Annotated in this window: 23 protein-coding genes; 10 read left to right on the top strand and 13 right to left on the bottom strand. The window is 71.2% G+C overall.

Features of this window, described 5'->3' with window-relative positions; genetic code table 11:
* Positions 1-37: 37 nt before the first annotated feature.
* The 4 genes from EXE42_RS07690 to EXE42_RS07675 all read right to left on the bottom strand — a co-directional run bounded on the left by EXE42_RS07690 (position 38) and on the right by EXE42_RS07675 (position 4154).
* The gene (locus tag EXE42_RS07690; RefSeq protein WP_092920140.1) at positions 38-1096 is read right to left on the bottom strand and encodes a hypothetical protein; all 1059 of its coding nucleotides are present in this window, start codon (positions 1094-1096) and stop codon (positions 38-40) included.
* Complete coding sequence (locus EXE42_RS07685; RefSeq protein ID WP_137706247.1) at positions 1093-2310, bottom strand: S49 family peptidase; 1218 nt, start codon at positions 2308-2310, stop codon at positions 1093-1095. Before EXE42_RS07685 ends, EXE42_RS07690 begins: the two co-directional genes overlap by 4 nt.
* 139 nt (positions 2311-2449) lie before the next feature.
* Positions 2450-3592 carry a hypothetical protein gene (locus EXE42_RS07680; RefSeq protein WP_137706246.1) on the bottom strand — a complete coding sequence of 381 codons (1143 nt, stop codon included), beginning with the start codon at positions 3590-3592 and terminating at the stop codon, positions 2450-2452.
* Between the two features lie 94 nt (positions 3593-3686).
* Entirely contained in the window at positions 3687-4154 is a 468-nt protein-coding gene (locus EXE42_RS07675; protein ID WP_137706245.1) for a peroxiredoxin, read from the bottom strand.
* A 74-nt stretch (positions 4155-4228) separates the two neighbouring features.
* Here EXE42_RS07675 and EXE42_RS07670 point away from each other — a divergent pair, with 74 nt between their 5' ends.
* Positions 4229-6280, top strand: coding sequence for a histidine kinase N-terminal 7TM domain-containing protein (locus EXE42_RS07670; protein WP_092920144.1), 2052 nt, complete (start codon positions 4229-4231; stop codon positions 6278-6280).
* A gap of 5 nt (positions 6281-6285) precedes the next feature.
* On the opposite strand, the gene EXE42_RS07665 is transcribed toward EXE42_RS07670, so the two are convergent.
* On the bottom strand, positions 6286-6603 hold the full coding sequence (locus tag EXE42_RS07665) for a CGCGG family rSAM-modified RiPP protein (protein WP_137693366.1): 318 nt from the start codon (positions 6601-6603) through the stop codon (positions 6286-6288).
* Positions 6604-6734: 131 nt separating this feature from the next.
* Here EXE42_RS07665 and EXE42_RS07660 point away from each other — a divergent pair, with 131 nt between their 5' ends.
* The 3 genes from EXE42_RS07660 to EXE42_RS07650 all read left to right on the top strand — a co-directional run bounded on the left by EXE42_RS07660 (position 6735) and on the right by EXE42_RS07650 (position 8492).
* Positions 6735-6971 carry a DUF2249 domain-containing protein gene (locus EXE42_RS07660; protein ID WP_092920146.1) on the top strand — a complete coding sequence of 79 codons (237 nt, stop codon included), beginning with the start codon at positions 6735-6737 and terminating at the stop codon, positions 6969-6971.
* A 61-nt stretch (positions 6972-7032) separates the two neighbouring features.
* Complete coding sequence (map, locus tag EXE42_RS07655) at positions 7033-7941, top strand: type II methionyl aminopeptidase (protein WP_137706244.1); 909 nt, start codon at positions 7033-7035, stop codon at positions 7939-7941.
* The gene (locus EXE42_RS07650; protein ID WP_137706243.1) at positions 7941-8492 is read left to right on the top strand and encodes an HIT domain-containing protein; all 552 of its coding nucleotides are present in this window, start codon (positions 7941-7943) and stop codon (positions 8490-8492) included. Before map ends, EXE42_RS07650 begins: the two co-directional genes overlap by 1 nt.
* A gap of 472 nt (positions 8493-8964) precedes the next feature.
* Here the strand turns inward: EXE42_RS07650 and EXE42_RS07645 are convergent, their stop codons facing one another.
* The 3 genes from EXE42_RS07645 to EXE42_RS07635 all read right to left on the bottom strand — a co-directional run bounded on the left by EXE42_RS07645 (position 8965) and on the right by EXE42_RS07635 (position 11478).
* Complete coding sequence (locus EXE42_RS07645; RefSeq protein WP_137706242.1) at positions 8965-9717, bottom strand: amino acid ABC transporter ATP-binding protein; 753 nt, start codon at positions 9715-9717, stop codon at positions 8965-8967.
* 91 nt (positions 9718-9808) lie between these two features.
* A complete protein-coding gene (locus EXE42_RS07640) occupies positions 9809-10525 on the bottom strand; it encodes an ABC transporter permease (RefSeq protein WP_092920150.1) in 717 nt (238 codons plus the stop codon).
* Between the two features lie 2 nt (positions 10526-10527).
* Entirely contained in the window at positions 10528-11478 is a 951-nt protein-coding gene (locus EXE42_RS07635; RefSeq protein WP_137706241.1) for a substrate-binding domain-containing protein, read from the bottom strand.
* A 105-nt stretch (positions 11479-11583) separates the two neighbouring features.
* Here EXE42_RS07635 and EXE42_RS07630 point away from each other — a divergent pair, with 105 nt between their 5' ends.
* Together EXE42_RS07630 and EXE42_RS07625 are read left to right on the top strand one after the other, a co-directional pair.
* Positions 11584-12387 (top strand): TOBE domain-containing protein, encoded by an 804-nt coding sequence (locus tag EXE42_RS07630; RefSeq protein WP_137706240.1) that lies wholly within the window; start codon positions 11584-11586, stop codon positions 12385-12387.
* A 92-nt stretch (positions 12388-12479) separates the two neighbouring features.
* Positions 12480-14159, top strand: a complete 1680-nt coding sequence (locus EXE42_RS07625; protein WP_137706239.1) for a tryptophan--tRNA ligase — start codon at positions 12480-12482, stop codon at positions 14157-14159.
* Positions 14160-14575: 416 nt separating this feature from the next.
* Here the strand turns inward: EXE42_RS07625 and EXE42_RS07620 are convergent, their stop codons facing one another.
* Positions 14576-14938, bottom strand: a complete 363-nt coding sequence (locus EXE42_RS07620) for a DUF5518 domain-containing protein (protein WP_092920154.1) — start codon at positions 14936-14938, stop codon at positions 14576-14578.
* A gap of 126 nt (positions 14939-15064) precedes the next feature.
* Between EXE42_RS07620 and EXE42_RS07615 the strand changes: the two genes are divergently transcribed.
* Positions 15065-17089, top strand: a complete 2025-nt coding sequence (locus EXE42_RS07615; protein WP_137706238.1) for an ATP-binding protein — start codon at positions 15065-15067, stop codon at positions 17087-17089.
* 45 nt (positions 17090-17134) lie between these two features.
* Here EXE42_RS07615 and EXE42_RS07610 read toward each other — a convergent pair whose 3' ends face one another.
* The 3 genes from EXE42_RS07610 to psmA all read right to left on the bottom strand — a co-directional run bounded on the left by EXE42_RS07610 (position 17135) and on the right by psmA (position 19564).
* Complete coding sequence (locus EXE42_RS07610; protein ID WP_137706237.1) at positions 17135-18073, bottom strand: acetamidase/formamidase family protein; 939 nt, start codon at positions 18071-18073, stop codon at positions 17135-17137.
* A 177-nt stretch (positions 18074-18250) separates the two neighbouring features.
* Positions 18251-18649 carry a helix-turn-helix domain-containing protein gene (locus tag EXE42_RS07605; RefSeq protein ID WP_092920157.1) on the bottom strand — a complete coding sequence of 133 codons (399 nt, stop codon included), beginning with the start codon at positions 18647-18649 and terminating at the stop codon, positions 18251-18253.
* 129 nt (positions 18650-18778) lie between these two features.
* Entirely contained in the window at positions 18779-19564 is a 786-nt protein-coding gene (psmA, locus tag EXE42_RS07600) for an archaeal proteasome endopeptidase complex subunit alpha (protein ID WP_174548981.1), read from the bottom strand.
* 234 nt (positions 19565-19798) lie between these two features.
* Here psmA and EXE42_RS07595 point away from each other — a divergent pair, with 234 nt between their 5' ends.
* From EXE42_RS07595 to EXE42_RS07585, 3 genes are all read left to right on the top strand, one after another.
* Positions 19799-21247, top strand: a complete 1449-nt coding sequence (locus EXE42_RS07595; RefSeq protein WP_199240740.1) for a CARDB domain-containing protein — start codon at positions 19799-19801, stop codon at positions 21245-21247.
* Positions 21248-21345: 98 nt separating this feature from the next.
* Positions 21346-22149, top strand: coding sequence for an ABC transporter ATP-binding protein (locus EXE42_RS07590; protein ID WP_137706254.1), 804 nt, complete (start codon positions 21346-21348; stop codon positions 22147-22149).
* 47 nt (positions 22150-22196) lie between these two features.
* Positions 22197-23369 carry an ABC transporter permease gene (locus tag EXE42_RS07585; RefSeq protein WP_137693358.1) on the top strand — a complete coding sequence of 391 codons (1173 nt, stop codon included), beginning with the start codon at positions 22197-22199 and terminating at the stop codon, positions 23367-23369.
* Positions 23370-23814: 445 nt separating this feature from the next.
* Here EXE42_RS07585 and EXE42_RS18535 read toward each other — a convergent pair whose 3' ends face one another.
* Entirely contained in the window at positions 23815-24249 is a 435-nt protein-coding gene (locus EXE42_RS18535; protein WP_158293697.1) for a hypothetical protein, read from the bottom strand.
* Positions 24250-24305 lie beyond the last annotated feature (56 nt).

The following is a 24305-nucleotide window of genomic DNA, read 5'->3' as shown; positions in this document are numbered from 1 at the left end:
CACCGGATCGCATCGCGCTCCGCGGGGCCGCGGAGCGCTACGCGGTCGCGTTCCCGGACGGATCGGTCGGTTCGGGCGTCGGCGCCGCCCCGCCGGGCGGGACCGCTCCGCCGGGCGGGACTGCCCCGCCCGGTCCGGTCGGCGGCCCGAACGACACGTCGGGGTTCTCGCCCGTCACGAGGAAGTCCGCGACGTTGCCGATCAGGACCCCGTTGTCGGCGCGACCGGCGTTCTCCGGTTCGAGGAAGCTCGAGTCCCCGACCACCGCGAGCGAGTCGCTTCTGACCGCGACGCCGTAGGAACCGGCCTCCCGAGTCGTCGACAGCCGGGACGTCTCCGCGGTGGCGAGCGACGCCGACCCGTCGGCGACACCGACGGGCGCGGCGCCGCGGAGGACGACGCGTTCGACGCCCTCCGTCAGCGCCCCCGGCCCGGTCGGCTCGACGAGCACGCTGAGGTAGTTCGCGTCGTTGTTCACCATGTCGTACACGTAGCCCGCCTCGCCGTAGACGCCGAACGGCGAGCCGAAGTCGGTGAGCGCGCCGGCGCCGCCCGGATCGCTCGCCACGAGCGTCCGGCCGCCGGCCTCGACGAACGACTCCACCGCGTCGGCGTCGGGCCCCGACAGCGCGCCGGGGTTCGTGGTGACGAACGCGTCAGCGTCCGAGAGTATCGTCGAGAGTCGCTGGCGGCTCGTGACTCCGCCGTAGAACCGGACCTCGTGGCCGCTCTCGACGAGCGCCGCGGTGAGCGGCGCGACGCCTCGTCGGACCCCGCCGAGCGTTCCGATGTCCGCCTCCGCGGGCCGATCGGCGTCTTCGATCGGCAGGATCGACGTGCCCCCGCCGAGCCCGGCCGTTCCGCCGCCGAGGTGGACGACGACCGTGTTCGACGGCTCGTCGCTCTCCATCTCGACCGTGCCGCCCTCGCTGACCGTCTCCGGTTCGACCGCGTCCAGCTGCCAGTGTTCGCTCGCGACCGGCTCCGTCTCGGGCGGCGCGTCGTCGAGGACGACGCCCCCGACGGCGGCGGCGCCGACGACCGCGAGGAAGACCAGCGCGAACGCGCCGACCGTCGTTCGCAGGTCGACGCTCATACGCCGTCACCTCCGTTCGCCGCGGCCGCCGCACCGATTCTTTCGGTCGCCGCGGCCGAGCTGTTGCCGGTCGCGGTCGCTTCGTCCCCGACCGCCGCGTCGCCGGTCGTCGTCCTCGCGTCCGCCGCGTCGCCGGCCGCGGGCAGCCGCCCGGTGTAGCTCGTCATCACGATGTCGTCGCCGACGGTCTCGTCCCACGCCTCCGGTGCGACCGCGAGGATGAGCCCGTCACCGAGCTCGTCGTTCGCCCCGTCGGCGACGACGACCGTGCCGTCGTCGCGCCGTAGCAGCGACAACCCGCCGGGGATGCGGCTCTCGGTGCGGCGGGTGTCGACCGCGTAGTCGTCGAGCCCCGCTTCGGCGGCGGCGTCAGCGACCGCCCCGTCGACGAAACCGAACCGGTCTGCGAAGCCGTTCGCGACCGCCTCGGTGCCGAGGTACGCGTCGGCGTGCGCGATCGCCTCGCGGTCGAGTTCGATCTCGTCGCCGCGCTGTTCGATCACGTTCGCGATGAAGAGGTTCGCGAGCGTCTGTCTGCGCTCGCGTTGCGTGTCCGGGTCGCTGCCGGCCTTGTCCGGGCCGGTCGTCCCCGCGTTCGGCCCGCTCGGAGCCGGCGCGGTGCCGGCGACCCCGACGCTGCCGACCGCCTGGGCGGAGGGCGCGACGTAGATCCGGTCGGCGGGCGAGATGGCGAGGTACGCGCCGGACGCGCCGAGCGTGTCGACGGCGGCGTACACCGGCATCACCGACGCGGTGCGGTCGACCGCGGCGTACATCCGCTCGCTCTGCGCGGGCAGGCCGCCCCCGCTGTTGACCTCGAGGACGACCGCCTCGATCGACTCGTTCGTGCGGGCGTCCCGCAGGTTGTCCTCGACGTGTTGGGCCGTCCCCGAGTCGATGGTGCCGTCGATCTCGATCACGGCGACGGTCCCGTCCGGCCCGGTCACGGCGCCGTACACGCCGGGCGCGACGAGCAGCCCCGCGGCCACCGCGAGCGCCGCGGCGATCCCGACCGCGTGTCGGGTCTCGATCCGGTCGAGCGGTGACGCGGGCGGATCGGCCGCGGTCGGTCGGTCGGTCGCCGGCGTCGAGCGCGTGGCGGTCGGTCGGTCGCCCGTCGCATCCGCGTCGTCCGTCGCATCCGCGTCGCCCGTCGCATCCGCGTCGTTCGTCGGTTCGTCAGGCATCTTCGAAGGCCCGTCTTCGGAGCTCATCGATTCGTCCTCGTTCGATACCGCTGTCGTGGCGTGGTGTGTTGTCGCGTCGTCATCGTGGGTTCGCCCGCGCGTCGGTCACCGCTCGATACGTCCGCATTGCTCTCGGGGTCGGCGCCCCCGCGGTCGACGGCGTCGCTCACGCGTCGGCCACCTCGATCGGATCGCCGACGGTCCCCCCGAACAGCGAGGCGTGAGCGGCGAAGAGGTCGCCGTCGGCCGCGGCGTCGACGATCACGGTCCGCCCGTGTCGCGTGACGGTCGCGTCCGAAAGCGAGGCGTCGCCCTCCCGCGCGGCCCGCGCGACCGCCTCGGCCGTCTCCCTGTCGAGTCGTCGGGGGTCCGCGACCGCGCCGTACCGCAGCGCGACGCTCGGTTCATCGGGGTCTTCGTCCCCGTCTGCGCGTCCCTCCGCGGACTCTCCGCCGACCACCCGGAGCGACGCCCCCACCGCGCCCGCCGCGTCGACCGCGGTGCGGAGTTCGTCGGGGCCGTCGGCGAGCAGGCTCAGCAGGCGGTCGCGAGCGTCCGGCCCGAGGTCGACGCACACCGTCGCGTCGCCGCCGAGCAGCGAGGGGAGCGGCCCGTAGCTCGCGGTCGCGCCCGCTCGTCGCCGCGGTCCGCCGTCGATTCCGGCGTCGCGGTGCGTCGCGGCGACGGCGGGGGTCGGACCGTACGCGCCCACGAGTTCCCCGCGCCTCACGGCCACGGCTGCCCCGAGGCCTCGCGTCCGAAACCGGACGAATCCGGAACCGTCGTCCGCCTCGCGAACGACCTCCGGGTCCCCGTCGAGCTCCGCGACGAGCGCGGCCGCGTCGACGTCGCCCACGGCGACCGCGCACCCTTCCGGGCCGTGCGCGGTGAGCGCGGCGCCGCCGGTCGCCTCCCGCAGCTCACCGAGAGAGACGCTCTCGTATCGGTCGAGGAGTCGACGGACCCGGCTCCCGACGCCGCTCGGGAGGCCGGTCGCCGCCAGGACCGCCGGATCGATCCGACCGGTCGCGACGGTGTCGACAGCGGCCGACGCGACCGCGGCCGGGTCGTAGGTCCCGGCGGCGACCGCCGAGCGCGGCGCGTCGGCCCCCGCGCCGGTGCGGTCGCTCGTCGGGTCTCGGTCGGTCGCTCCGCCGTCGCTCGGTCCGCCGCCGATCGCGGCCGGTTCGACCCCGAGGGTCGCGTCGGGCGGCGGCCGGCCGACCAGCGCGTCGATCGGGTTCCCGACTCCCAGCCCGGCCGTGACGAGCGCCGCTAGGCGCTTCGCGAACGTTCGCTTGGAGGGCATCGTTTCGTCTGCTTCGTGACAGGTAATAATAGTACCGGACAGCGGCAGTCGGCGGTCGGTCCGTCGTCGGTCGTCGCTCAGTTCCGGTCGTCGCTCAGTCGTCGAGCGCGCGGACGTCGTCGAGTATCTCGACGGCGTGGTCCTCCGGAGAGGCTCCCTCGTACGCGAGGACGACCGTGCCATCGCCGTCGAGGACGTACGTGTTCCGGAACACGCCGTCGAAGGTGTTCCCGAACATCCGCTTTTCGCCGTAGGAGTCGTACGCGCTCGACACCGTTCCGTCGGGGTCCGAGAGCAGAGTGAAGGGGAGGTCGTACTCCGCGGCGAACGGCTCGAGATCGTCGACGGGGTCGTCGCTGATCCCGACGACGGCGACGTCGGCGTCCTCGAACGCGTCCCACTCGTCGCGGAAGCCACACGCCTCGGCGGTGCAGCCGGGCGTGTCGGCGCGCGGGTAGAAGTACACCACCGTGTGGCTGGCCGCGGTCGGGTCGACGGTGATCGTCTCGCCGCGGTGGTCGGTGAGCGTGATCTCGGGTGCGGAGTCGCCCGGCTCGAGCATACGGATCGACGCCCCTCGAACGGGTTAGGCGATTCGGTCCATTTTTACCGGATACCCGCATCCTACCCGTATCGATGACGTGGCAACCGACGCCGTACACGGCCCCGTTGCTCGTCGCGGCCGTCGCGTCGTTCGGATTCGCCGCGTACGGGGTCGCCAACCGCTCGCGAGGCGGTCGCGCCCTCCTGTGGAGCTTCGTCGGCGTCGCGAGCGCCGGCGGCGTCTGGTCGCTGGCGTACGCGGCGCAGCTGTCGGCGACCTCGCTCGGCGCCACGCTGTCCGTCAACCGATTCGTCTGGCTCGGCGCCGCCGGGCTGGCGGTCGCGTGGCCCGCCTTCGTGCTGTCGTACGTCGACCGGGCCGCGTGGCTCGGTCGCCGCCGCTTCGCGCTCTTCTGGGTCGTCCCCGTCGCGGTCGCGGTCGCCGTCTGGACGGTCGGCGTCGACCCGCTGTTCTACGCCGACCCGGCGCTCGTCGACGCCGGCGGCTACCGCGTCGTCGAGTACGAGCCGACGCCGGCGCTGCTCGCGTTCGTCGGCTACACCTACGCGGTCAACCTGTTCACCTTCGCCGTCCTCGGCTACGCCGCGGTCTCCCGGGACGGCGTGTTCCGCCGGCAGGCCGCCGTCCTCTTCGTCGCCGGCGTCGCGCCGCTGGCGCTCGGAGCGGCCGGCACCGCGGGAGTCGTCGGTCCGGAAAACGGGTTCGTCGACTTCACGCCGGTCGCGTTCAGCGGGACCTCGGCGCTCCTGGCGTGGGTCGTGTTCCGGTACCGGCTGCTCGACATCTCGCCGATCGCCCGCGACGCGGTGTTCGCGAACCTCTCCGACGCCGTCGTCGTCTGCGACGCCGACGGCCGGGTGGTCGATCGAAACGACCCGGCGTCGGCGCTGTTCCCCGACGTCGAACTCGGCGCCGGGGCCGAGGAGGCGTTCGACGACCTCCCCGCGGTCGCCGAGGCGGCCACCGGCGAGGCGTCGGACGACGAGTTCCGCGTGACGCTTCCCGGGGACGATGCGCCGCGGTTCCTGACGGTCGACGTTCACGACATCACCGGGCCGGGGACGGTCCGCGGCGGGACGGTCCTCCTGTTCCGCGACGTCACCGAGCGGGAGACGCTCCAGCGGCGCTACCGCGCGCTCATCGAGAAGTCCCCGAACGTGATCGCCGTCTGCGGCGACGACGGCCTGCTCCGATACGTGAGTCCGTCGATAGCGCGGTTGCTCGGTCACGAAACGAGCGAGGTGGAGGGACGCCCGGTCATCGACTTCGTCCATCCGGAGGATCGGCGCGAGGCGCAAAAGGCGTTCGAGCGCGCGTTCGAGGACGCCGAGCCGCAGTCGCTCACGCACCGAATCGCCCACGACGACGGCAGTTGGCGACGGTTCGAGACGGTGATCGAACGGCTGTTCGCGGACGGCAGCGAGGTCGTCATCACCGCGACCGACGTCACGGAGACGAGGCGGTACGAACAGCGGCTTCAGGTGTTGAACCGCGTGCTTCGACACGATCTCAAAAACGACACCAACGTCATCGGCGGGTACGCGGACCTCCTGCGCGACCACGTCGACGAGGAGGGCGACCCGTACCTCGACATCATCGACCGGAAGGTCAAGACGCTGACCCACCTCAGCGATCAGGCCCGCGAGATCGACGTCGCGCTCCACAGCGACGCGGGGCGGACCGATATCGACCTGGCCGCGCTCGTCGACCGCCTCTGCGACTCGCTGGCGTCGTCGTTCCCTCGGGCGACGGTGACGGTGTCCGTCCCCGACTCCGCGGTCGTCTCGGCGGACGAACTGCTGGAGTCGGCCGTCCGGAACGTGTTGGAGAACGCCGTCGTCCACAACGACGGCGACGACCCGCACGTGGAGGCGACGGTCGTCGCCGACGGCGACCGCTTCCGGATCGACGTGGCCGACGACGGGCCGGGGATCCCGCCGATCGAGCAGACGGTGTTCTCGGAGGCCCGCGAGACCGCGCTCGAACACGCGAGCGGACTCGGCCTCTGGCTCGTCCACTGGATCGTCACGGAGTCCGGCGGCGACCTCGAGTTCGACACCCGCGAGCCGACCGGGACGATAGTTCGGATCTGGCTCCCGCGAGCGAACGGCGAAAACGGATAACCGGGCTACGCGTGGACGCGCACGACGTGCCCGCCGCAGCCGCACTGCTCGACGTACTCCCAGTCGACGTCGCCGCCGAGTTCCGCGTCGAGCGCCTCGAAGAGGTACTCCTCGGGGTGGCCGTGGTCGCCGTGGGTGACGAGGTTGACGCGGTTGCCCGCGGCCGTGTGTTCGACCGCCTCGATCGCCTGCCGGACGAGTAAGTCGCGGTCCTCGGCGTGTTCGGGCCCCTCGAGGTTCGCGGACCACGAGTTCTCGTGGACGTGGTCGGTCACCGGGTCCGCGCCGTGTTCGTGGTCGTGGTCAGCGGGTGTACTCGACATATACGACGGTAGGAGGCCCGGCCCCGTAGGCCTTCGAGCGAACATGTTCGATCGGAACCCCGGCGTTCGAGCGCGGTCCCCGAACGTCTTCGGGAGGAACTATACGCCGGCGTGGCCCGGCGATCGGTCACGTGAGCGCCGACCCATTCGACGACGCCGACGAGCGTCTGGACGCCCGCGAGATAGACGGCGAACCGTTCGGCGACATCATGGCCGCGCTCGACGGCCTCGACGACGGCGAGTCGCTCTGTCTGGTGAACAGCTTCGAGCCGGCCCCGCTGTACGGCGTGTTAGAAGAGCGCGGCTTCGCCCACGAGACGGCGAACCCGGCCGACGACGAGTGGTACGTCGAGATCACGCCCGCCTGATCGGAGGTGCGGTCGACCGCCCTCCGCAACCTCTTTGCGCGCGCTCGTCGAATCCGGGTCTATGAGTCACGGACCCCTAGACGAGGGCGCGGTCGAGAGCTACCGCGAGGCCGGCGCGGTGTTGGTCGAGGCGATGAACGAGGCGCGCGAGATGGTCGAACCGGGACGGACCCACCTCGAGGTCGCGGAGTGGACGGAGGACTTCGTTCGCGAGCAGGGGGCCGGCCTCGCCTTCCCGGTGAACGTCAGCGTCGACCCGGAGGCGTCGCACGCGACGCCCGGCCGCGACGACGAGACGGAGTTCGGCCGGGAGATGGTGTGTCTCGACGTGGGCGTCCACGTCGACGGGTACATCGCCGACGCCGCGGTGACGGTCGACCACAGCGGGACCCCGGAGCTCGTCGAGGCCGCCGAGATGGCGCTGGAGGCCGCGCTCGACGAGGCCGCCCCGGGCGTCGAGGTCGGCGTCGTCGGGCGGGCGATCGAGGACGTGATCCGCGGGTACGGCTACACGCCCGTCCTCAACCTCTCCGGCCACGGCGTCGAGCGCTACGACGCCCACACCGGCCCCACGGTGCCGAACCGGGGGGTCGACCGCTCCGTTGAGCTGGAGCCCGGGCAGGCGGTCGCGATCGAGCCGTTCGCCACCGACGGCCGCGGGAAGGTCGGCGAGGGGACCGACGAGGAGATCTTCGAACAGCAGGGCTCAGCGAGCGTGCGCGACCGGCGGGCGCGACAGGCGCTCGAGGAGATCGAGGGGTTCGACGACCTCCCGTTCGCGGCGCGGTGGCTGGAGACCGACCGCGCGGAGATGGCGCTCCGTCGCCTGAAACAGGCGAACGCGATCAAGGGGTACCCCGTGCTGAAGGAGGACGACGACGCCTTGGTGAGCCAGGCGGAACACACCCTGCTGGTCACCGAGGACGGCGTCGAGGTGACGACCGCGGGCATCCACGGCTTCGACGACTGATGGATCGGATCTTCGCGCCGTGGCGGATCGAGTGGGTCGAGCGCGACGCCGACCCGATCGACGGCTGCCCGTTCTGTGTCCTGCCCGAGCGCGAGGACGCCCGCGAGGCCCGGATCGTCGCCCGCAGCGAGCGCAACTACGTCCTCTTGAACAACGCGCCGTACAACCCCGGTCACGCGATGGTGGTCCCGGACGCACACGTCGAGGATCCGACCGACCTCGACGACGCCACCCTGCTCGACCACGCGAAGCTGAAGGCGGCGACGCTCGCCGCGCTGCGCCGCGACCTGGACCCGGACGGCGTCAACACCGGCCAGAACCTCGGCGGCGACGCCGCCGGCGGCTCGATCGATCACCTCCACACGCACGTCGTCCCGCGGTGGAGCGGCGACACGAACTTCATGCCCGTCACCGGCGACACGAAGGTGATCGTGGAGGCGATAGAGCGCACCTACGACCACCTCCACGCGGGGTTCGCGGCCGACGAGAACGCAGTCGACTCGGGGGACGCCGACGGGGGCGACGCGGTCGAACTCGCGTTCGACGTCTGAGTCGACGACGTCGATTACTTATAGACAAGCGGTGCGGTGGCGTCGCCGGCGGCTCTGCCGCCGGCTGTAAGAGGCGCGTCGCGCCTCCCTGCGTGCCTGCGAGCGGCCGGAGCGAAGCGGAGGCCGCGAGGAGCACGCGCGAGGGAGTCGCGGCCGTTTTTAAGCGGCCGCGACGAGGCTGGGGAGGTGTGAGGTGCGGGGCGGTGCTGTGCGGGGCGGGACTCAAAGGGGTAGTCGCGAGCAGACCGTAGGCGACGCAAGCACCGCAGCGAAGGAACGGGGTGACTGAGCGAGGAGCACAGCGAGCGTACGGCCTGCTCGCGACTGGGGCTTTGGCGGTGGTCACGGTCGATCTACTGTCGATTATTTATAAGTAAACGACCGTGGCTCTGGAGGTATTCACCGCGGCGTCGTCGATCACCTATCTCGGATCGCCGGATCCGACTCGGTTCCCGTCACCCCTCGGTACTTATTAGTACACCAGCTCGCCCGAGATGAACTTCCGGGTGCGCTCGTCTTCGGGGTCCTCGAAGATCTTCTCCGTCGCCCCCATCTCCGTGATCCCGTCGTCGAGCAGCACCGCGACGCGGTCCGCGACCCGCTCGGCCTGGTGCATGTCGTGGGTCGCCACGACGACGCCGATGCCCCTGTCTCTCGCCTCTCCGATCGCCCCCTCGATGACGGCGGTGTTCCGCGGGTCGAGGTCCGAGGTGGGCTCGTCGAGGAGCAGGGCGTCGGGGTCGTACGCCAGCGCGCGGGCGAACGACACGCGCTGAGCCTCGCCCCCCGACAGCGAGTCGGCGGGCTGATCGGTCTTGTCGGCCAGCCCCACGACCTCCAGGGACTCTTGGACCGCGTCGGCGGCGCCGTTCAGTCGGAGCATCGAGGCGATCCGGTCGCCCCACGAGCGCCGGACGCGGAGCCCGTACTCGACGTTGCGGGCGACCGTCCCGTCGAAGAGGCTCGCCTCCTGGAACACCATCCCGACGCGGCGGCGCAGCGCGAGCCGCTCGGCCTCGTCGACCGCCCACGCGTCGGTCCGGTCGAGCGTCACGGTCCCCTCGTCCGGCTCCAGAGACAGGGCGAGCGTCCGGAGCAGCGTGGTCTTCCCGACGCCCGAGGGGCCGATGATCCCGACGACTTCGCCGGCGTCGACGTCGAGCGAGAGGTCGCGGAACACGGTCTCGTCGCCGTACGACTGCGACACGTCCGTCGCGCGGAGCATTAGTCCGTCACCTCCGGGCGCATCAGCTCACCACCCCGCGACACATCAGCTCACCACCCCGCGACACATCAGCTCACCACCCCGCGACACATCAGCCCGCCACCCCGCGGTCACCGAAGCGGACGACGACGGCGTTGACGGTCAACACGAGCGCGACCAGCACGACGCCCAGCACCATGGCGGTCTCGTACTGCCCCTGTCGCGCTTCGAGCTGGATCGCGGTGGTCAGCGTGCGCGTCTTCGAGATGCCGCTCGCGCTCGTGATGTTCCCGCCGACGATGAGGACGGAGCCGACCTCGCTAATCGCGCGGCCGAACCCGGCGAGCACCGCGGTCGCGATCCCGTACCGGGCCTCCTTGATCACGACCAGCGCCACGTCGATTCGCGTCCCGCCGAGGACGCGAGCCGCGTCACGGACCCCGTCGTCGACGCCGCTCACGGCCGCGAGGCTGATCGCGGTGATCGGCGGCGTCGCGAGGACGAACTGCGACATGATCATCGCCTCGCGGGTGAAGATGAGGTCGAACGTGCCGAGCGGTCCCTGGTTGGAGACCGCGAACAGCACGACTAGCCCGACGACCACGCTGGGGAACCCCATCCCGGTGTTGACGACCGACTTCACGAACCCCTTTCCCGGGAACTCCGTGAGCCCGATCGCGACGGCGGCCGGCACGCTCACGAGCGTGCTCAGCGCCACCGCGGAGAGGCTCACGTACAGCGAGACGACGACGATGCTCCCGACGTAGCCGTCCCTGAACGAGACGCCGAGCAGCGCCGGGATCAGCGGGACCGTCGACTCGACCGGCACGGCTACGCGTCGTCGCCCTCGCTACTCCAGCCTTCCGGAACGTACTGCTGGAAGTCCGGATCCTCGGAGACCGCCCGCGGGAAGAACAGCTGCTCGCCGTTCACTCGGTACTCCGAGATGGCGTTCTGGACGGCGGGACTGGTGATCCAGCCGATATACGCCATCGCGAGGTCGTAGTTGGCGTTCTCGTGGACGCCGGGGTTGACCGCCATGACCCCGTACGGGTTCGCGAGGATCTCCGGGCCGCCCTCGATCGGTCCCTGAACGAGGATCGTGAGGTCGATCTCGGAGCGCTGCGAGATGAAGGTGCCGCGGTCCGAGATGGTGTACGCGCCCTGTTGGTTCGCGATGTTGAGCGCCTCGCCCATCCCCGTGCCGGTCTCCTGGTACCAGTCGCCGCCCGGCTCCGTGCCGGCCGCCTCCCAGAGGTTCAGCTCCTTCGTGTGCGTGCCGGAGTTGTCGCCCCGCGAGACGAACGTCGCCTGCGCCTCGGCGATGGCGGTGAGCGCGTCCGTCGCGGAGCTCATCCCCCGGATCCCCGCCGGATCGCTCTCGGGCCCGACGATCACGAAGTCGTTGAACATCAGGTCGCGGCGGTTGATCCCGTACCCGTTCCGCATGAACTCGTCTTCGAGTCCGCGGGCGTGGACCATCACCACGTCGGAATCGCCGTTGCGCGCCGTCTCGAGGGCCGCACCCGTTCCCTGTGCGACCGCGTCGACGGTCACGCCGTACATCTCTTGAAAGTCCGTGTGGATCGCGTCGAGCAGTCCCGTGTCGTAGGTGCTGGTCGTCGTCGTGAGCGTCAGCGTCTCGCCGGCGACGCCGATCGACTCGCCGCCGCTCCCGCTTCCGTTCCCCCCGTCACCGCCGTCCGTCGACGAGCAGCCGGCCGTGCTCGCGATCGCTCCGGCACCCAGCGCCGCCACGAACCGCCTTCGTTGTATCAGCATAGAGACAACGATAGGTCGATGCCACATATAAGTTCCGTGCCGCGGCTAAGCGACGGCGCGCGGGCGGCCGAAAGCGCCAATACGGGCCGACCGCAACCTCGGCACATGAGAGAGCCGACCGAAGCCGGTCCGGACGCGGCGACGGGGCGCGGCCGCGCCGCGCTCGTCGAGGGCGGCGTCGAGTTCGACGACCGCGACGCCGCCCTGCTGCGCGCGGTCGACGCGACGGGGTCGGTCGCCGGCGCGGCCTCGGACCTCGGTCGTTCCCGCTCCCGCGCCCTCTCCCGGATCGAGACGCTGGAGGGCGCCTACGGGACCCTCGTCGAGCGTCGGCGGGGCGGCGAGGGCGGCGGCGGAAGCCGGCTCGCCGCGTCGGGCCGGTCCCTGCTCGACCGCTACGACCGGCTCCAGGCGGTCCTCGCGGCGACCGCGGCGGTGCCGGAGACGGTCCTCGACGGTACCGTTACGGCCGTCGACGGCGAACTCGCGGTCGTCGACACCGCCGTCGGAGAGCTGTCCGGACTCCACGGCGGGGACGGGGACGGCGCGGACGGAGGCGCCGAGAGCGGCGGGAGCGGCGGGATAGCCGCCGGCGACGCGGTTCAGGTCCGGATCGGCGCCGACGCGGTCACCGTCAACGACGCGGCCACCGCGGTCGACCCGGACGCGACGAGCGCGCGGAACCGCCTCGACGGGCGAGTCTCGCGTATCGATCCCGGCGAGACGGTGTCGACGGTACGGATCGCGGTCGGGGCGGCGGAGGGCTCGGACGACGCGCCCGACCCCGACACCGAAGTCGTCGCGCTGATCACCGCGGAGAGCGTCGACCGGCTCGATCTCGCCCCCGACGACCCGGTCTCGATCCGGTGGAAGGCGACCGCGACGCGGCTGGTCGCGCTCGCGGAGTGACGCGGCCCGCGGAGACGCCCCGAGTCGCCGCGCCGTGGCAATCGCTCCCGCGCAAGCGAACGGTTTTTGCGTCGACCGACGGGAGGGGTGGTATGGACGAGGACACCCCAGAGGGGACGGCGACGGGCGGCGACGGACGCGAGTCCGCCGGCGCCCGCGGGCCGTCGACGCCTCTCCGGACCGACGGCGGGACCGAGCGCGCGGACGAGCCGGCCGAGGACGTCGCGCTCGACCCGTGGGGCTCGGCGTCGGTCGGGGACTACGCGGACCTCTTCGCGGAGTTCGGCATCGAGGCGTTCGACGAGGTCGCCGACGACGTGCCGGACCCGCATTACCTGATGCGTCGGGGCGTCATCTTCGGGCACCGCGAGTACGACGCGGTCGCGGAGGCGATGGCGAACGACGAGCCGTTCGCGGCGCTGTCGGGATTCATGCCCACCGGCGACCCGCACATCGGTCACAAGCTCGTGTTCGACGAGATCATCTGGCACCAACGGCAGGGCGGCGACGCGTTCGGACTGATCGCCGACCTCGAGGCCCACTCGGCGCGCGGCATGTCGTGGGGCGAGATCGACGAGCACGCCCGTAACTACCTCCTCTCGCTGCTCGCGCTCGGCTTCGACGCCGAGGAGGGCGAGCTGTACCGCCAGTCCGACAACCGCGCGGTACAGGACCTCGGCTTCGAGCTCGGCTCCAAGGCGAACTTCTCGGAGTTCGAGGCGATCTACGGCTTCGACGGCGAGACGAACGTCTCTCACATGCAGAGCGTGATCACCCAGACCGCGGACATCCTCTACCCGCAGCTCGTCGACGAACCGAAGCCCACCGTCATCCCGGTCGGGCCCGATCAGGACCCCCACGTTCGGCTCACCCGCGACCTGGCGACCCGGGTGCGCTACTTCAAGGTGACCGAGGCGTTCGCTTCCTTCGAGCTCGACGATGAGGAGCGACAGCTGGTGCGGGCCGCCTACGACGCGCTCGCGGCCGCTGCGGGCGACGCGGCCGCCGACGGCGCCGAGACCGACGTGCGCTGCGAGGACGCCGCCGAGTGGCTCGTCGACTACGAGCCGCCGGAGAGCGACCGCGAGAGCGTCGACCTCGCGGCCGCGAAGTCGACCGCGCTCGACAAGCTCCGGGCCGGCGGGAAAGAGCCGCTCCGCCCCCGCGTGCGCTTCTTCGACCGCAACGCGACCGACGAGGCGTTCGAGGCGCTGATCGAGGCGGTCGACGGCGAGAAGCGCGTCTTCGAGGGCCACGTCGACGCGTTCGACCTCGCTCGCGACGAGGCCGAGTCGATCGCCCGGGAGGTCGAGATCGACCACGACGGGTTCGGCTTCCGGCAGCCATCCTCGATCTACCACCGGTTCATGACCGGGCTCACCGGCGGGAAGATGTCCTCCTCTATCCCCGCCAGCCATATCTCCCTGCTCGACGACCCGGAGGACGGCTACGACAAGGTGAAGGCCGCCACAACGGGGGGCCGCGACACCGCCGAGAAGCAGCGGGAACTCGGCGGCGAGGCCGACGAGTGCCCCGTCTACGAGCTGTACGCCTACCTGCTCGCGGGCGACGACGACGAGCTCACCAAGACCGTCTACTCCGAGTGCGTCAACGGCGAGCGCCTCTGTGGCGGCTGTAAGGAGCAGGCCGCGGAGCTCATGCGCGAGTTCCTCGAAGACCACCAAGAGAAGCGCGAGGAGGCCGAGGAACTGCTCGACGACCTCGACATCGACCTCGACTCCGACCGGCGCGGCACCGGCGGCGAGCACTGAGGCGTTTCGTGGCCGGGTCGCAGGCCGATTTCACACGTCATTTATAAATGAACAGTGCGGTGGCGCGTGCCCGTGAGCGGCCGCCATCGGCGGCCGCGAACGGCACCGCGCGAGGGAGTCAGTCGCCCGAAGCGGAGCGAGGGCGACTGACGAGGCTGGGGAGGCGTGAGGCGCTGTGCGGTGCGGGGCGGGACTCAAAGGGGCAGCCGCGAGGGCGCAGTAGGCGACGTAAGCACCGCAGGGAGCGAACGAAGTGAGCGACCGAGGAGCACAACGAGCGTACTGCGCCCTCGCGGCTGGGGCTTTGGAGGTGTCCGCCGCGGATCTACTGTCGGTTGTTTATAAGTAAGCGACTGGGGCTTTGAAGCCGTTCTCCGCCGATCCGCAACCAATATTTATAAGTACCAGCGATCGACCTACAGCTCGCTTTTCACGTACGCGCCCAGCAGCCCGCCGAGCGCGCTCAGTACCACGGAGTAGGCGACGCCGCCCAACACGATGAGAGCCGCGACGACGACGATCCCCCCGGTCGCGAGGCCGACTTCGAGCGGGAACCCGAAGACGCCCAGGAACGGAAGGATCACCAGCGCGAGCAGCAGCAGCCCGACGATCGGGATCGCGGCGATCGCGCCGGAGAGCGCGCCGACTCGGAGCCCGTCGTCGCCGTTCAAGTACCCGGCGACCGCGCCGCCGAGGAGGGGTGAGACGCCGGTGAACGAGAGGACGGCCGACGCGATCGCGCCGACCACCGCGTTGAGGAGGGTGTTCTCGGTGTCCATGCGCGGTCAGACTCCCGGCGGCGGCATACGTTTTGCGAAGACCGGCGGCGGGGTCGGCTCGCGCCCGGCACGACCGACCGCCGAGCGAGGCGATAGTTTATGGGGCGGGCGCCACCTCTCACGGGTATGAGCGAGGAGGAGACGATCCACGTCGCGGACGCCAGCGAGGGGATCGGCGGCGACGCGACGGCGGACCCCGGCTCCCCGGTCGAGCTCCCGGTCGTCGACGTGCTCACCGGCCGATCGTTTATCACGGGAAAAAGCGGGTCCGGGAAGAGCAACACCGCGTCCGTCGTCATCGAGAACCTGCTCGACAGCGGATTTCCGGTTCTCATCGTGGATACAGACGGTGAATATTATGGTTTAAAAGAGGAGTACGAGATCCTCCACGCCGGCGCCGACGAGGAGTGCGACATCGTCGTCTCTCCCGAACACGCGGAGAAGCTCGCGAACCTCGCCTTAGAGCAGAACGTCCCGATCATCTTGGACGTCTCCGGCTACCTCGAAGAGGAGACGGCGAACGAGCTGCTCTTAGAGGTCGTCAAGCAGCTGTTCGCGAAGGAGAAGCGGATGAAGAAGCCGTTCCTCCTCGTCATCGAGGAGTGCCACGAGTACATCCCGGAGGGCGGCGGGATGGACGAGACGGGGAAGATGCTGATCAAGGTGGGCAAGCGCGGCCGGAAACACGGGCTCGGCATCGTCGGGATCAGCCAGCGCCCCGCGGACGTCAAGAAGGACTTCATCACCCAGTGCGACTGGCTCTGCTGGCACCGGCTCACCTGGGACAACGACACGAAGGTGGTGGGGCGCATCCTCGGCTCGAAGTACGCGAGCGCGGTCGAGGACCTTGGCGACGGCGAGGCGTTCCTGATGACCGACTGGGACGAGTCGATCCGCCGGATCCAGTTCCACCGTAAGGAGACGTTCGACGCGGGCGCGACGCCCGGGCTCGACGACTTCGAGCGCCCCGAGCTGAAGTCGGTTTCCAGCGACCTCGTGGGCGAGCTCCAGTCCATCTCCGACGAGGAGGAGCGTCGCGAGTCCGAGATCGCCGACCTCAGACAGGAGTTAGAGAGGAAAGACCAGCGGATCGCCGACCTCGAACGCGAGCTGGAGGAGGCGAAGGACCTGAGCAACATGGCCGACCAGTTCGCGCAGGCGCTCCTCGGCAAGGCCGAGGCGCCCTACCGCAGCGGCGGCGGGCCCTCCTCGACGGGCGCCGAGCGACCCGACGCCGCCCGCGACGCCGACGACGCCGCCGACCAGTCCGTTCTCAAGTCGTACGACGAGGCGGTCGCCGCGACCGAAGCGACCGAGGGGAACGCGGGCGAAGCGGACTCCGGAACCGCGACCGAACCGGACGCCTCGGCCGCCGACGGCGGCGACGAGATCGACGCGGACGCCGACGCCGCGGGCGCGGACACCGCGGACACCGCGGACGCCAACGCTGCGGACGCTCCGAGCGCCGATCCCGCGACCGAGGGGGAGGCGGGCCCGCCGGACGACGTCAACCCCGTCACCCGCGACGACGTGGCCGAGAGCGCGCTCCGGTTCGACGACGCGATCGAGCTCGGAACTCGGGAGGCGGTGATCGAGGAGCTCCGCTCGCGCATCGAGGCGCTCCCGGAGCTCTCGCGCGGGATGCTCCGCCACTACCGCCGCGAGGGCGCCAGCGACCCCGTCGCGGCCCACATCGACGCCGGCGGCGACGGCGACTCCGGCCACGCCTACAGCCGTCACCGACCCGTCCGGCGCGCGGGACTCATCCGCCACGCCGGTCGCGGCCACTACGCCTACGCGGTCCCGGACCTCGTCCGCGAGGCGTACGCCGACCGGCTCGACGAGGCGCAGGTCGACGAGATCGTCCGCGCCGTCGAGAGCGTCTTCGTCCCGCCCGCCGAACTGAGCTACCCGGCGGACGCCGACCCGTCCGAAGTCGACGACGTGGAGGTCACCGGGGACGGCGACGGGGCCACCTTCGCTGACGCCGACGGCGCGGTCACCGGCGACGAGGAAGCCCCCGCCGACCGCGACGGAACCGCGACGGACGTCGAGGCCGGTGAGACCGACGAAGCCGACGGCACCGAGACGCCGACCGACGCCGGGCTGAGCGACGCCGCCCGTCGGTTCGCCGAGCGCTCGGACCGCTGAGTTCGACCCGGGACCAGCGGCGCTACCGTCTCCCGGCCTCGCCGGTCAGAACGGTAGCGAGAGGTGGTCGCTCGGCACCGCGTTGCGCGCGGTCACCTGCGGGTCGACCACCTGGCTGATCTCCAGGCCGCCGACGAGGCTCGAAAAGAGGTACGCCTCGGTGCGCGAGAAGCCGTGGTGGTGCGTCAGTAGGTCCAGCATGTCGCCGTTCGCCAGCTCGACCGCCTCCTCCATCGTCTCGGCGCTCGCGAGCGTCTTCACCGCGTCGCCGGTGTCGAGGAGGGGCCGGTCCGGCGAGACGGCCGGATCCTCGATCACCGAGAGCGTCACGTCGATCTCGGTGGCTATCTCGGCGCCGGTCCCGCACATCTCGCCGTCGGCCATCGCGGCCTTCGCGTCGCCCATCGCCAGCATCGCGCCCGACTGAAAGACCGGGAAGTAGACGGTCGTCCCGCCGGTCACGTCGGTCGTGTCGAGGTTTCCCCCGTGGTCGTCGGGCGTAAGCGTCGAGACCGTCTCCTCGTCCGTTGCCACGCCGATCGTCCCGATCACGGGCTCGATCGGGACGTCGATCCCCTCGAAGTCGATCGTGCCCGCCGCGTCGCCGCCGCTGCCGTCGGCTCCGCCGCCCTCGACCTCGGTGATCCGCGTCGCGGGGTGGTCGATATCGGGGTCGTCCTGAAGGAGGCCGAACCCGGGCGCGGTGAGCACGCGGCCGCGGTCTTCGGCGACGCGCACGTCCTCGATCTCCACCGCGAGGACGTCGCCGGGGCTCGCGCCCGCGACGGCGATCGGACCGGTGGCGGCGTTTACCTCTTCCGGGATCGCGTCGAGCAGGTCGCCTTCCTCTCGAATCTCGCCGTTCAGGCTATCGACCGTCTCGATCGTCAGCGACTCGCCGTCGGCGGCCTCGTAGACGGGATCCATCTCCGGACCGAACTCGTACACGTGGCCGTCGCGATGTGAGACGACTTCTCGTGTCATCGGCTCCCGCTCCGCGCCCCGAGAGCAAAAATCCCCGCGGCGGGTCCTCGCGGAAGCGATCGCAGAGTCGCCCGATTGGGAACTCGGCACAATACGAATCGAACGCCGACGAGATCCGATCTCGGCTCGTCCGTGTCGCGCTCGTCGAGTGGCGACGGTGTCGGCTCGCGTTTCGGATCAGCTCTCGGGGGCGGCGCGCTCGGGGCGGTCGTACTTCTCCTCGAACTCTCCGATGAGCCGGCCCATCTTCGCGTACCAGTCGTTGAGCATGCGCTGCATGTCGTCGGCGATCTGCGACGGGTCCGTCGGACTGTACACGTGATAGTACCCGCCCTGCTCGTAGTTGATCTGCTCTTTCTGGATGAAGCCGGCCTTCAGGAGCCGTTGGACCGCGCGGTAGGCGGTCGAGCGCTCGCGGTCGACGCGCTCGGCGACCTCGTCTATCGTGAGCGACTCCTCCGCCGAGACCAGCGTCCGGTAGCAGTCCTTGTCCAACTGCTTCAGGCCGTGGAAACACTCGAGTAACCCCTCGCACTCCATGTCCCGCTGGAGCTGTTCGGACATCGAATCGGGCATTTTACGCGAGAAAAGAGGCTCTCCGTCGATAAAAGTGTTGTGTGTAAAAAGCACAATTCCACGGATTCGGCCGGGCGGACGGTCGTCGACCGCGACGCCGTCGACGGAAGCCGGGCCGAAACGGGGTCGCTACTCCTCGTCGGCGTCAGCGTCGTCGGCGTCAGCGTCGTCGGCGTCCGCTTCGTCGTCGTCGGCGTCGAGACCCGCCGCCTCGAACGCGGCCTCGACCTCCTCGACCGGGACCGTCCGGAAGCCGTCGGCCTCCGTCACGGTCGCGACCGCGAGGTCCGAGGGCTCGAACTCGTCGTCGTGGGCGGCCAGCGCCGCGACGGCGAGTTCGATGCCGGCCTCGAGCGAGAGGTCGTCGCTCCACTCCTCCTCGAGGTGGCCTTGGATCTCCTGGCGGCCGCCGCCGATGACGGTCGCCTTCCACTCGTTGGGGGTGCCCGAGGGGTCGGCGGCGAACAGGCGCGGCTCGCCGTCGTCGATGCCGCCGATGAGGAGGGCGGCGCCGTACGGCCGGGTACCGCCGCGCTGAGTGTTCTCCTGGATGTGGTCGGTGACGAACTTCGTCAGCGTCTCGACGCCGACGGGCTCGCCGTATCGGAGGCGGTTCCCCTGCGACTGGCGGCGTGCGAGGTCGATCAGCTGGCGGGCGTCGGCGACGTGGCCCGCGCTCGCGGTGCCGACGTGGTCGTCGAGCTTGTGGAGCTTCTCGATGCTCTCGGCCTCCATCAGCGACGAGGAGGGGCGGGACATCGCGACGAAGACGACGCCGTCGGTCGTCCGGACGCCGACGCTCGGCGCGCCGCGAGAGACCGCCTCCCGGGCGTACTCCACCTGGTAGATTCGACCGTCCGGCGAGAACAGCGACGTGCCGCGGTCGTACGCCTGCTGGTCGTTGTTCCCCATCATCGTCGATCACCCGCTCGCGCGGTGTCGCGCTCGCTCATTACCGCTCCTTACGCCGCGGCGTTGAAAAAGCATCCGTAACCGGTACGTCTCGGAGCCTCCGCAACCCCGGGTCCGGCGGCCCGCCGGTCGCCGGAACGGTCCTTCCGGAGAATCACCTCGCGTCCGTCGCTAAGCGGCGACGCGGCCCCCGGTTCCGCCGGCGACGGATATATCCACGCACGTCGCGTAACGCGCATGACATTGACGCTCACACGAACCACAGCCGCGCTGTTGGCCGCGCTGACGATCCTGTCGGCCGTCGGCGGGGCGTTCGCGGTCGGCGGGGCGGCGGCGGTACCGGACGCGCGGATCACCGTCGGGGAGATCGACGTGTCCCCGAACCCTCCGACCGCCGGCGAGCGGACGGCGCTGAACGTCACCGTCTCGAACTCCGGGGGAAGCGACGCGGCGGCGAACGTCACCGCGGTGCGCGTCCGCGACGCCGACGGAGACGTGCTCGACAGCGTCTCGGGCGTCGGCGCCCTCTCCGCCGGCGACTCGCTCGACGCGACGCTCTGGACGACGTTCGCGGAGCCGGGTGAGAAGCGGCTCACCGTCGAGGCCGTCGCGAACCAGTCGACCAGCGGCGAGTTCGTCACCGTCACCCGCGCCACCGTGATCGAGGTGCGGCCGATCGAGGTGGCGCTCGACCTCCGGACCCGCGCGCTCGACCCCGAGGACCTCCGGAGCGACGACGGGAGCCAGGGCGCGGCCGCCGACCTCGGCGTCGGCGGCATCCAGGGCATCTTCGGCGGTGGCGGCGGCCTCGACGCGAGCACCGACGGGCGGCAGGGCGAGGCGTCGCCGCCGGTCCCCGACTCGCCCGTCGAGGTGACCGTGGTCAACACGGGCACGACGACCGCCGATCGCGTCAGCCTCCGCGCCGTCGGGACCGCGGTCGACGGCGGCGGAACCGGCACCCCGGGCGACGCCGGCGCCGGAGGCGAGGGTGACGAGACCGTCTCCGCCGGCCCGTTCGTCGTCGGGGACGTGGCGCCCGGCGAGGAGCGGCAGGTGATCGTCGACCTCGGGCCGCTCGACCGGCGCTCGGAAGTGACGGTCACCGCGACCTTCCGCGCCGACACCGACGCGCGCGACGACCGCGGGGCCGACCGCACCGCGGTGTCGACGGTGACGTACCCGGTCCGCGAGGCGACGCCGACCGTGACCGACGCGACGGTCCGCGATGGGGAGGACGGCGCGGTCGTCGTCGACGCCAACCTCGGTAACGCGGGCAGCGGGGAGATGACGGGGGCGGTCGTCTCGGTCGGCGACGCGCCCGGCGTCGAGCCGACTCCAGCCGGCGGCGAGTACTTCGTCGGGACGCTCGGCGCCGGCGACTTCGTCGGCTTCGAGCTCGAACCGACGGTGAACGCCTCGGTGGCCGAGGAGATCCCGATCCGCGTCACCTACACCGAGCGCGGCGTCCGGTACACGGAGACCCTGCCGGTAGCGGCGCCGGAGCCGGCCGACGAGACCGATACCGGCGGCGCGCTCGGCCGGATCGGCGTCGGCGGCGTGGGATCCGCGGGCGCCGTCGCGGGCGGTCTCGCGCTCGTCGGTCTCGCCGGCGCTGTCGGCGCCGCGGTCAGGAGCGGACGTATCGGCGGCTCGACGGGACGACGAGACGGGTCGGCGCCGTGAGCGGGGACTCCGCGGACGGACGGACGAGCGACGCCGACGCTTCCCCGAACGATCGTGTCGACGTTCCCCAGAACGATCGTGCCGCCCGCGACGCCCCCGTGCGCGACGACTACGGCGTCGCGCTCCGGGGCGTGGTCAAGCGGTACCCGAGCGGGGGCGGCGAACCGGTCGTCGCGCTCGACGACGTCGACTTCGCGGTCAGGCCCGGCGAGTTCGTCGCGGTCGTCGGCCCCAGCGGCTCCGGGAAGTCGACGCTGTTGAACGTCCTCGGGCTGCTCGACGACCCGACCGCGGGACGGCGACTCCTCGACGGCACCGACGTCACGAGCCTCTCGGTGGCCGAGCGCACGCTGGCGCGCAAGGAGTCGATCGGCTTCGTCTTTCAGGACTTCCACCTGCTGCCGACGCTGACCGCCGTCGAGAACGTCGCGATGCCGACCGCGTTCGACCCCGGCGACGCGAGCGATCGAGCCGCCGACCTGCTCTCCCGGTTCGGGCTGGGCGACCGGCTCGGCCACGAGCCGAGCGAGCTCTCCGGCGGTCAAAAGCAGCGCGTCGCCATCGCCCGTGCGCTGATCAACGAACCCGCCGTGCTGCTCGCGGACGAGCCGACGGGGAACCTCGACACCGACACGGGGAAGTCGATCCTCGCGGAGTTCGAGCGCGTCAAGGCCGAGGGCGTCGCCGTCGTCGCGGTCACGCACGACCCGCTCGTCGAGGAGTACGCCGACCGCGTCGTCGACCTCACCGACGGGGTGTTGACGGGCGGGCTTCCGGACGACGGGGGATCGGAGGTCGACGACGAGACGGAAGCCGGCGACGGGGCGGAAGCCGACGACGGGGCGGAAGCCGACGACGAGGCGGACCCCGCGAGTAACCGGACCGACTGGGGTGGCAGATGAGCGGTGAGAACCGATGAGCGGTGGGAACCGATGAGCGGCGGTGAGCCATGACCGACGGGAGTCGGAACGCGAACGGTCTCTCCGGTTGGCTCCGGGGGTGGCGCCCCGCGGTGTCGATGGCGTCGCGGAACCTCCGGCGAAATCGGGTGCGGACCGTGCTGGCGGTGTTGGGCGTCTGTATCGGCGTGCTCGCGGTCGCGGCGCTCGGCATTTTCGGGAACGTCCTGGCGCTTGGCGCCGACGACGCCATCGGCGACATCGGCACGCAGGTCGTCGTCTCCCCGAACACGGACGCCGGCGTCGAGTCGCTGTCGGACGCGGACGTCGCGTCGATCCGACGGGCGGTCGGCGAGCCCGCGGTGATCCCGCTGTACTCCGACAGCGCCACGGTCGCGCGGCAGGGCGATCAGACGTTCGCGACGGTGTACGGGATCGAGGAGCCCGCGCTCGCGTACGAGGCTGCCGAGGGTCGGCTCCCGGAACGGCACCGACGGGGCGCGATCCTCGGCGCGGGCATCGCCGAGGACCTCGGCGCCGGCGCGGGCGACACCGTCGAGATCGCGGGCTCGCAGGTGCGGGTGATCGCGGTGTTGGTCGAGAGCCAGACGTTCAGTCCGGTGGCGCCCGACGACGCGGTCTTCCTGCCGGAGTCGGCGTTCTCGGCCGACGGCTACGCGCAGGCGCTCGTCGTCGCCGACTCGGGCGCCGAGGCTCGGGCGGCCGCGGACGCGATCCGCGAGGCGGTGAACGCCCGCGAAAAGCGGGTGGACCTGTTCGAGTTGGCCGCCCTCGTCGACGAGATCAACGAGTTCTTCGACCTCCTCTCGACGTTCCTGCTCGGCCTGGGCGCCATCTCGCTGGTCGTCGCGGGCGTCTCGATCCTCAACGTCATGCTGATGAGCACCGTCGAGCGCCGGCAGGAGATCGGCGTGATGCGCGCCGTGGGGGTCGCGCGCCGCGACGTGTTGCGCGTCCTGCTCGCGGAGGCCGGGCTCATCGGTGCGGCCGGCGCCGCGGCCGGCACCCTGCTCACGGTCCTGCTCGTCGCCGGCCTCGTCGCCGCGACGCCCGCGGTCGACGCCGCGCTCGTGCTCGACCCGACGAACGGGTACTACCTCCTGCTCGCGCTCGGCTTCGGCGTCGGCGTCGGGATCGTCAGCGGCGCGTACCCGGCGTGGAAGGCGGCCAACGAGCGGCCGGTCGAGGCGCTGCGGAATTGAGCCGAGACCGACCGAGAGATCCACGCCTTCGCTCGACTCGTCAACCGAACGGCGCGCCGGCGAGCGCCCGCGGGGCGCGAGCCGACCGCGAGGGAGTCAGTCGCCCGAAGCGGAGCGAGGGCGACTGACAGGGCGAGAGCGAAGCTCTCGCTTGTAGCCGGACGTAGTCCGGCGACGAGGCCGGGGAGGCGTGCGGTGCTGTGCGGGGCGGTGCGGTGAGGGGCGGGGCGGGGCTCAAAGGGGCAGTCGCGAGGACGAAGACGGGCGACGCAAGGACCGCAGGAGCGAGCGAAGCGAGCGACGAGGACCGCAGCGAGCCCATCGAGTCCTCGCGACTGGGGCTTTGGAAGCGTTCCCCGTCGAGACTCGACTGATCATGGCCCCAGATCGACTTCTGCGTGCGGCGGGACGACCGACGACCACGGCCCTCCGAGACGCCCGCACGTCACCGCATCTCATCGGCGACGCCCCGGCGAGAGGACTGCTCGCGCTGGGAGTCGTCGGCCTCCTCCTGCTCGCCTCTCTCGGATTCGCGTTCGGGCTGAACACCGGAATCTCCCTGTGGTAGATCGCGCTGGCGCTCGGGATCGCCGTCGCGGCGGGGGATCGCGAGTGCGGGCGTCGTCCCGACCGTCGGCTCGCTGTGGCTCGTCGGCTGCTGGTGGTTCGCGTTCCTCCGCTCGTCGGTTATATCACGGGTAACTGGACGGGCGCGGGCCGGTACACGTATCCGCGAATGCTGGGATACGGGTACCAATCCGCGCGTGGGGAGCTGCTCGGCGGAATCGAACTCGGCGTCAGACTCGGGCTGCAGTTCGCGGTCGTCGCCGGGCTCGCCGGGTACGCGGTTGGGATGGCTATCGGTCGACTTTCGACGCATACAAACGAATCTCGATAGGCGCAGCCGCCCGCTTATAAACAGTTGACTCTGGATCG

The sequence above is a fragment of the Halorubrum sp. SP3 genome, from assembly GCF_005435195.1.
Taxonomy (GTDB): Archaea; Halobacteriota; Halobacteria; order Halobacteriales; family Haloferacaceae; genus Halorubrum; species Halorubrum sodomense.
Note: the sequence above shows the minus strand (reverse complement) of the source record. Positions and strands in the feature narration are given on the sequence as shown.

Excerpts from the sequence above, each read along its gene's own strand:
- EXE42_RS07670 (WP_092920144.1), top strand. The coding sequence starts at position 4,229 with ATGACGTGGCAACCGACGCCGTACACGGCCCCGTTGCTCGTCGCGGCC.
- EXE42_RS07685 (WP_137706247.1), bottom strand. The coding sequence starts at position 2,310 with ATGAGCTCCGAAGACGGGCCTTCGAAGATGCCTGACGAACCGACGAAC.
- EXE42_RS07620 (WP_092920154.1), bottom strand. The coding sequence starts at position 14,938 with ATGGACACCGAGAACACCCTCCTCAACGCGGTGGTCGGCGCGATCGCG.
- EXE42_RS07635 (WP_137706241.1), bottom strand. The coding sequence starts at position 11,478 with ATGCTGATACAACGAAGGCGGTTCGTGGCGGCGCTGGGTGCCGGAGCG.
- EXE42_RS07605 (WP_092920157.1), bottom strand. The coding sequence starts at position 18,649 with ATGCCCGATTCGATGTCCGAACAGCTCCAGCGGGACATGGAGTGCGAG.
- EXE42_RS07645 (WP_137706242.1), bottom strand. The coding sequence starts at position 9,717 with ATGCTCCGCGCGACGGACGTGTCGCAGTCGTACGGCGACGAGACCGTG.
- EXE42_RS07595 (WP_199240740.1), top strand. The coding sequence starts at position 19,799 with ATGACATTGACGCTCACACGAACCACAGCCGCGCTGTTGGCCGCGCTG.
- EXE42_RS07630 (WP_137706240.1), top strand. The coding sequence starts at position 11,584 with ATGAGAGAGCCGACCGAAGCCGGTCCGGACGCGGCGACGGGGCGCGGC.
- EXE42_RS07675 (WP_137706245.1), bottom strand. The coding sequence starts at position 4,154 with ATGCTCGAGCCGGGCGACTCCGCACCCGAGATCACGCTCACCGACCAC.
- EXE42_RS07665 (WP_137693366.1), bottom strand. The coding sequence starts at position 6,603 with ATGTCGAGTACACCCGCTGACCACGACCACGAACACGGCGCGGACCCG.
- psmA (WP_174548981.1), bottom strand. The coding sequence starts at position 19,564 with ATGATGGGGAACAACGACCAGCAGGCGTACGACCGCGGCACGTCGCTG.
- EXE42_RS07650 (WP_137706243.1), top strand. The coding sequence starts at position 7,941 with ATGGATCGGATCTTCGCGCCGTGGCGGATCGAGTGGGTCGAGCGCGAC.
- EXE42_RS07625 (WP_137706239.1), top strand. The coding sequence starts at position 12,480 with ATGGACGAGGACACCCCAGAGGGGACGGCGACGGGCGGCGACGGACGC.
- EXE42_RS07610 (WP_137706237.1), bottom strand. The coding sequence starts at position 18,073 with ATGACACGAGAAGTCGTCTCACATCGCGACGGCCACGTGTACGAGTTC.
- EXE42_RS07585 (WP_137693358.1), top strand. The coding sequence starts at position 22,197 with ATGACCGACGGGAGTCGGAACGCGAACGGTCTCTCCGGTTGGCTCCGG.
- map (WP_137706244.1), top strand. The coding sequence starts at position 7,033 with ATGAGTCACGGACCCCTAGACGAGGGCGCGGTCGAGAGCTACCGCGAG.
- EXE42_RS07680 (WP_137706246.1), bottom strand. The coding sequence starts at position 3,592 with ATGCCCTCCAAGCGAACGTTCGCGAAGCGCCTAGCGGCGCTCGTCACG.
- EXE42_RS07690 (WP_092920140.1), bottom strand. The coding sequence starts at position 1,096 with ATGAGCGTCGACCTGCGAACGACGGTCGGCGCGTTCGCGCTGGTCTTC.
- EXE42_RS07615 (WP_137706238.1), top strand. The coding sequence starts at position 15,065 with ATGAGCGAGGAGGAGACGATCCACGTCGCGGACGCCAGCGAGGGGATC.
- EXE42_RS18535 (WP_158293697.1), bottom strand. The coding sequence starts at position 24,249 with ATGCGTCGAAAGTCGACCGATAGCCATCCCAACCGCGTACCCGGCGAG.